The organism is Commensalibacter sp. Nvir (genome assembly GCF_963921845.1).
In the GTDB taxonomy this organism is placed as follows: domain Bacteria; phylum Pseudomonadota; class Alphaproteobacteria; order Acetobacterales; family Acetobacteraceae; genus Commensalibacter.
The window spans coordinates 24619-30618 of record NZ_CAWUGZ010000017.1 but is presented as its reverse complement, the minus strand read 5'-3'; the positions used below and the strand labels follow the sequence as shown (position 1 = coordinate 30618).

Genomic DNA, 6000 nt, shown 5'->3' with positions numbered 1-6000 from the left:
ACTTATAATTAAATCTTAATTCTCTATAGAATGAACATGGGAAATCAAATAAGTCCAACGTTTTTTAACATTATGTTGAAATTATAAACATTTATACTTGTATTTTGAGCAAATTTTCTTTCCTTTTCCTAAAATTGTAATTTATAGCCTATTAAGTTATCATAATAAAAATTTTCTGCTAAAATAAGTTTTGTTTATTAAGGAGAGTTCTGAGGTGTTACGTCTCGTTGTAATTATACCGTTTATTATCGTACTTATTGTTGTGATGTTAGTGAATATTGATCCTATCAATGTCAAATTTATCATAGCAGAATGGAAAACGTCTATTGGACTTTTTTCTTTAATATGGGGATTAATTTCGTTTTTTGTTGGAGCATTGACAGTTTTTATTTCCCTTGTGGGGCAGTGGAGGCGTACTAGAAAAGCAGAACAAAAAGTAAGAGAACTTGAAAAACAGTTAACTGACCTACAGACGCGTTACATTGATTTAACGACACAGCATCATGCCAGCCAAGCCGTTTTACAATCGAGTTCCAGTCCTACCCCAACGTCTTCAACCTCAAGTTACGAAGATGTTACGTTGGAAAATTAAAGTACAATGACTCAGAAAACAAAACTTATTATAGCAGCGGACACAAAAAAGTTTGCAGAGGTAAAAACTTGGATAGAAATTGCCGATGAAACAGGTCAAATGATTAAAATCGGTATGGAGTGTATGTATGCTCTTGGTTTGGATAATATAAAAAATTTAACTAAAAATAAGAGATTTTTTCTTGATCTTAAATTACACGATATACCCAATACGGTTGCTTCTGCTATTGGAAGTTTATCTGTTTTAAACCCGTCTATGTTGACCATACATACTTTAGGCGGCGAAAAAATGATCAAGGCTGCTCGGGAGGCTGTTAATAATTACTTTGAGTTGCAGCAGCGTCCTTTGCTGTTGGGGGTTACGGTTTTAACCAGTATGGATCAAAGCAATTTATATAGTATAGGCATTGAAAAAACACCTCTTGATCAAGTGCTTTTATTAGCAGAAATGGCTCTAGAAAATGGCGTTGATGGATTGGTATGTTCTCCACAAGAGGTTTTTTATTTAAGAGAACGTCTAGGTAAGGAAATCAGTTTAATTGTGCCTGGAATTCGACTCGAACGGTTAGCCTCAGATGATCAGCAGCGTGTGATGACACCTAAGGAAGCACGCCAAGCTGGTGCAAGTTGGATTGTAGTAGGCAGACCTATTACTAAAGCTTCCGATCCTAGGAAAATCGTCCATACGATCTTAGAACAGATCCAAGGGTGATTGTTTTGATCGCAATAAAAGTCTGTGGGATCAAAGAAGAAAATCACTACGAATTACTAGCGAAATTAAACGTAGATTGGGTTGGTTTGGTTTTTTATCCACCTTCTCCGCGTTACATTACTCCAGAGCAGGCGTCCCATTTACCCGATTTTAAACAGCAAGGTTTGCAAAGGGTCGGTTTATTTGTTCATCCTGATGAAGAAGAAATAGAAACTGTTCTTGAAAAGGTAAGGTTGGATGTTCTACAGCTTTACACTTCCTTGGAGCAGGCTTGTTTTATTCGTAAACGTTTTAATATTCCCGTTTGGCTTTCAAAAGGAATAAAAAGGTTTTCGGATTTGCCGACGTCTTGTCCTTTAGATGGATTAGTCATTGAGGCTCCTGCCTCAAAAACCGATACAAGACCCGGTGGTAACAGTAAGCAATTTGATTGGCGTATAACCCAATCATGGCGGGCCCCTAAGCCATGGGTGCTTGCAGGGGGACTTAATTGTCGGAACGTTGATCGAGCGATCTCTCTTTCTGGTACGCGTGCTGTGGATGTTTCTTCAGGTGTAGAAAATCAACTGGGAATTAAAGATTCCCAGTTGATCCAAAATTTTGTTACCAAGGTTAGGAATTGTAATGATTTAAACTGTTTGTAGTCTTTAATTTTTTTAAAATTAAAATTTTATGTTAATTCATACCCTTCTTTTTCTATTGCTTTTTTAATGGCTGATTTCTCGACGTCTCCTTCAACACTGACAGTGCCTTGTTTAAGATCAACGTCTACTGTTTTTACCCCTGGTAGCTTTCTTAGCGCTTCTTTAACTGTTTTGACACAGTGTTGGCACGTCATGCCTTTAATATTATAAGTTTTCATTACACAGACTCCTTAAACGAATACATTGTATCTTTTAGCGTAATTATAATAACATATATAGCGTATTGATTACTATTTTGGTTCTAATTTTTTAAAAGATGGTCAGGGTTTAGCATTATGTCTGAACATAATTTAACTTTTCGAAGTGTAAATTTTTCAATTGCACAAATGACCTGTACATCATGTGTTGGACGCGTTGAACGAGCCATTAAATCAGTAGATGGCGTTGAGGATGCTAGTGTTAACCTAACGTTAGAGCAAGCCAGAGTACTTCTAAATCCTTCCAAAGATAGTAAGACAGTTATTGAGGCAATAGAACGAAAAGTTAAAGACGCGGGGTATGAAGCCCAGTGGATCAATCCAAATCTTACCAAAAACGATACCGCCTTTAGTGACGATAAAAAGGAATTAAAAAAATGGGTTAGTGCTGCCATTTTGTCTGCGCCGTTGTTGATAGCAATGATCGTTAGTATTCTTTATCCTTCATGGATGTTGCCGGGTTGGTTACAGTTTTTATTGGCGACGCCAGTACAATTTTGGTTAGGAAAACAATTTTATAGTGCAGGCTATCGTTCCGTGTTAGCGGGAACAGGTAATATGGATTTATTGGTTTCATTAGGCTCTAGCGCTGCGTGGGGACTTAGCACCGTTTTATTATTGGTTTGGTTTATTAGAGGTTCGAATGGATCAGAGCCTCATCTTTATTATGAGAGCTCTTCTCTTATTATTACCTTTGTTCTTTTTGGGCATTGGCTTGAAAAAAAAGCAAGAACTAAAGCCGCTTCGTCAATAAGGGCTTTGCAAGCTTTAAGGCCTGAAAATGTTTGTCGGTTAAGAGAGGGAAAAGAAGAAATTATTCCAAACGAGTTTTTGTTTATCGGTGATCTGGTTGTTGTAAGACCTGGAGAACGCATCCCTTGTGATGGCGTTGTTGTTGCGGGCGAAAGTGATGTTGACGAATCGATGCTTACAGGGGAATCGTTGCCAGTCGAAAAAAATGTTAATGATACGGTTATAACCGGTGCACTCAACACGACAGGCCGTCTTGTTATTAAAGTAAGCAAAATAGGCAGCGAGACGCGCTTAGCAGCAATTGTACGTTTGGTCGAAAATGCCCAAGCTACCAAAGTCCCTATACAAAAATTGGTTGATCGCATTAGCTCTATTTTCGTACCTATTGTTATTCTCGCAGCGTTACTTACTTTTTTTGTTTGGTGGTTTTTTTATGGCGATCTTATAGCTGGGTTACTCCATGGTGCATCTGTTCTGGTTATTGCCTGTCCGTGCGCGTTGGGCCTTGCAACCCCAACCGCATTGGCTACAGGATGTGCGGCGGCGGCAAGAGCAGGTATTCTTATAAGGGATGCGGAAGCTTTAGAAAAAGCAAGACGTATAAAAACGATTGCCCTTGATAAAACAGGAACTTTGACAAAAGGAAAATTATACGTTCAATCCGTAATACCTTTTGGAAATTATAATCAAAAAGAAATTGTTTTTTGGTCGGCTAGTTTGTCGAAGGCAAGCGAACATCCTTTAGCAAAAGCTATTACAGTGGAAGCGACAAAAACAGAACACCATCTTATAGAACCTAAATCGTTTAAAGTCATTAAAGATCAAGGCAGAGGTATTGTTGGAGATCTTAATGGGGATCAGTTTTGGTTCGGCAATGAAAAAATGATCGAGGCTCTTGGATTGCACGTCCCTGATTTGCCATCTGAAGTCAAAGGCACAAGTCTGTCTTGGTTAGTAAGGTCTAAAAATAATATTCATGAAATTGTAGGATTGGTTGCTTTTAAGGATCAGATACGAGAAGGAGCCATGCGCTTAATGGATGAACTAAAAAAGCGAAAAATCCGCCCCATTATCTTAACTGGGGATAATTATCATGCGGCTCAAGAGATCGGTAAAGCTTTAGAGGTTTCAGATGTCTACAGTAATTTAAGTCCAGAAGAAAAACAAAAAATTATTGTTACATTATCAGCGAATAGAGATAAGAATGGCGCCGTGGCTATGGTGGGTGATGGCATTAACGATGCCCCTGCGTTGGCAGCGGCCGATTTAGGTATTGCTATGGGAGAGGGAACGGATGTTGCAGCAGAGGTTGCTGGCATTGTTTTAATGAGAAGTCAACCGATGTTGGTCTATGCAACGATCGATATTGCCCAAAAAATTCATCAGCGCATTAAAGAGGGTCTATTTTGGGCTTTCATTTATAATATTATTGGAATCCCTTTGGCAATGTTAGGTATGTTAAATCCTGCCATTGCAGGAGGTGCGATGGCCCTAAGTAGCGTTTGTGTTGTTACCAATGCTTTGCGGCTGTTGCGTTGGAAGGCACCTATTTCATAGAGTTATTGCGGGATAATTTATTTATAATTTTGGGGCAATTTGCAATCCCAATTTTTTAAATAGATTGAGATCTGTATTTTTGTCTGGATTGGGACACGTCAATAGCCTCTCGCCTAAGAAAATAGAGTTGACGCCAGCAAGATAACAAAGCGTTTGCATTTCAGGCGTCATTTCGTTTCTGCCTGCAGCAAGCCGCACGTAACTTTTTGGTAAAACAATACGAGCAACGGCTACCGTTTTCACAAAATCAATGGGTTCAATGGGTTCGGCATTCTCTAGGGGAGTACCCTTAACCCGGATAAGAAGATTTATAGGCACACTTTCGGGGTGTTTGGGTAAATTGGCTAAAGTCATGATCATATCGATGCGATCGGCTTCTTGCTCATTCATACCTAGAATGCCCCCGCAACAAACTTTAATATTGGCTTCTCTGATGAAGGCCAGGGTATCCAATCTATCTTGATAGGTTCGGGTTGAAATAATTTTTTCGTAATGTTTTTTTGAAGTGTCCAAATTATGGTTGTAATAATCTAGTCCCGCTTGCTTTAATCGTTCGGTTTGATTTTTATCCAGCATACCCAAGGTAACGCAAGTTTCCAGACCGATTTTTTTAACACCTTCAATCATAGCGCATACCGTTTCTAGGTCATGTTTTTTAGGTGATCGCCACGCGGCACCCATACAAAAACGTGTAGCGCCTTGATCTTTGGCTGCTTGAGCTCGTTGCAGAACCTCTTCAATTGCCATGAGTTTGTCAGCTTTAATTTTTTCGTTATGTCGTGCACTTTGGGGGCAATAGGCACAATCTTCTGGGCATCCACCGCTTTTGATAGAAAGCAAGGTTGATACTTGAATGAGAGTGGGATCAAAATAAAGATGATGAGCCGTTTGAGCTTGATAAATGAGTTTAGGAAAAGGTAACTTAAATAATTTTTCTATTTCTTCTCTGCTCCAATCATGTCGTACAGGAAAAAAATCTTTCATATTCTCATGTAACGAATCATTTTTATTAGCAAGCATCAGAAGGTCCTTGAATATTTAATAGGGTAAATATGTTTTAATCTATAAAGTCTTTAGCAGATAGGATTTTATGAATAGTGCGTTTTTATCAAGAAATAAAGAACATAAACCCTGTGAAAACTATAGTTAGAAAAGTGTTTATAATTAATTAATTGATTGTCCATAGATAAACGATCAAACAGAATTAAAACATGAAAAAAGCAGGATAAACGTTTATAAAATGAAATAAGGACGGTACTAAAGAATTTGAAAGAAGATCCAGACATTCAATTTGTTCTGTTAAACCGCAATTCAAATGGAGCGTTTAGTAGTGGCAGAGATATACGTAAAATTGCTGATTATTTAAAAAATGATCAATAGGATCAAGCCATTTGATTTTTTAAATATAACACTCGCTGGTTAAATTTATAATACGTTACCCAAAACTTATTATCAGTATGATGGACGGCCTTATTACCAAAGAAGG

The 6000-nt window shown here is 38.1% G+C and carries 6 protein-coding genes; 4 read left to right on the top strand and 2 right to left on the bottom strand.

Going from position 1 to position 6000, the window contains the following annotated elements; genetic code table 11:
- Positions 1-214: 214 nt before the first annotated feature.
- From AABE15_RS01315 to AABE15_RS01305, 3 genes are read left to right on the top strand one after another with little or no spacing between them, the layout of a single operon-like run.
- Complete coding sequence (locus tag AABE15_RS01315) at positions 215-592, top strand: LapA family protein (RefSeq protein ID WP_338329479.1); 378 nt, start codon at positions 215-217, stop codon at positions 590-592.
- Positions 593-598: 6 nt separating this feature from the next.
- Complete coding sequence (pyrF, locus tag AABE15_RS01310) at positions 599-1303, top strand: orotidine-5'-phosphate decarboxylase (protein WP_338329478.1); 705 nt, start codon at positions 599-601, stop codon at positions 1301-1303.
- A 5-nt stretch (positions 1304-1308) separates the two neighbouring features.
- On the top strand, positions 1309-1947 hold the full coding sequence (locus AABE15_RS01305; RefSeq protein ID WP_338329477.1) for a phosphoribosylanthranilate isomerase: 639 nt from the start codon (positions 1309-1311) through the stop codon (positions 1945-1947).
- A gap of 26 nt (positions 1948-1973) precedes the next feature.
- On the opposite strand, the gene AABE15_RS01300 is transcribed toward AABE15_RS01305, so the two are convergent.
- Complete coding sequence (locus AABE15_RS01300) at positions 1974-2165, bottom strand: copper ion binding protein (protein WP_338329476.1); 192 nt, start codon at positions 2163-2165, stop codon at positions 1974-1976.
- A 117-nt stretch (positions 2166-2282) separates the two neighbouring features.
- Here AABE15_RS01300 and AABE15_RS01295 point away from each other — a divergent pair, with 117 nt between their 5' ends.
- Complete coding sequence (locus tag AABE15_RS01295; protein WP_338329475.1) at positions 2283-4514, top strand: heavy metal translocating P-type ATPase; 2232 nt, start codon at positions 2283-2285, stop codon at positions 4512-4514.
- 21 nt (positions 4515-4535) lie between these two features.
- On the opposite strand, the gene bioB is transcribed toward AABE15_RS01295, so the two are convergent.
- Complete coding sequence (bioB, locus tag AABE15_RS01290) at positions 4536-5534, bottom strand: biotin synthase BioB (RefSeq protein ID WP_338329474.1); 999 nt, start codon at positions 5532-5534, stop codon at positions 4536-4538.
- Positions 5535-6000 lie beyond the last annotated feature (466 nt).

Bases quoted from the DNA above. Each gene is read 5' to 3' on its own strand.
- pyrF (WP_338329478.1), top strand. From the start codon at position 599: ATGACTCAGAAAACAAAACTTATTATAGCAGCGGACACAAAAAAGTTT.
- AABE15_RS01300 (WP_338329476.1), bottom strand. From the start codon at position 2,165: ATGAAAACTTATAATATTAAAGGCATGACGTGCCAACACTGTGTCAAA.
- AABE15_RS01295 (WP_338329475.1), top strand. From the start codon at position 2,283: ATGTCTGAACATAATTTAACTTTTCGAAGTGTAAATTTTTCAATTGCA.
- bioB (WP_338329474.1), bottom strand. From the start codon at position 5,534: ATGCTTGCTAATAAAAATGATTCGTTACATGAGAATATGAAAGATTTT.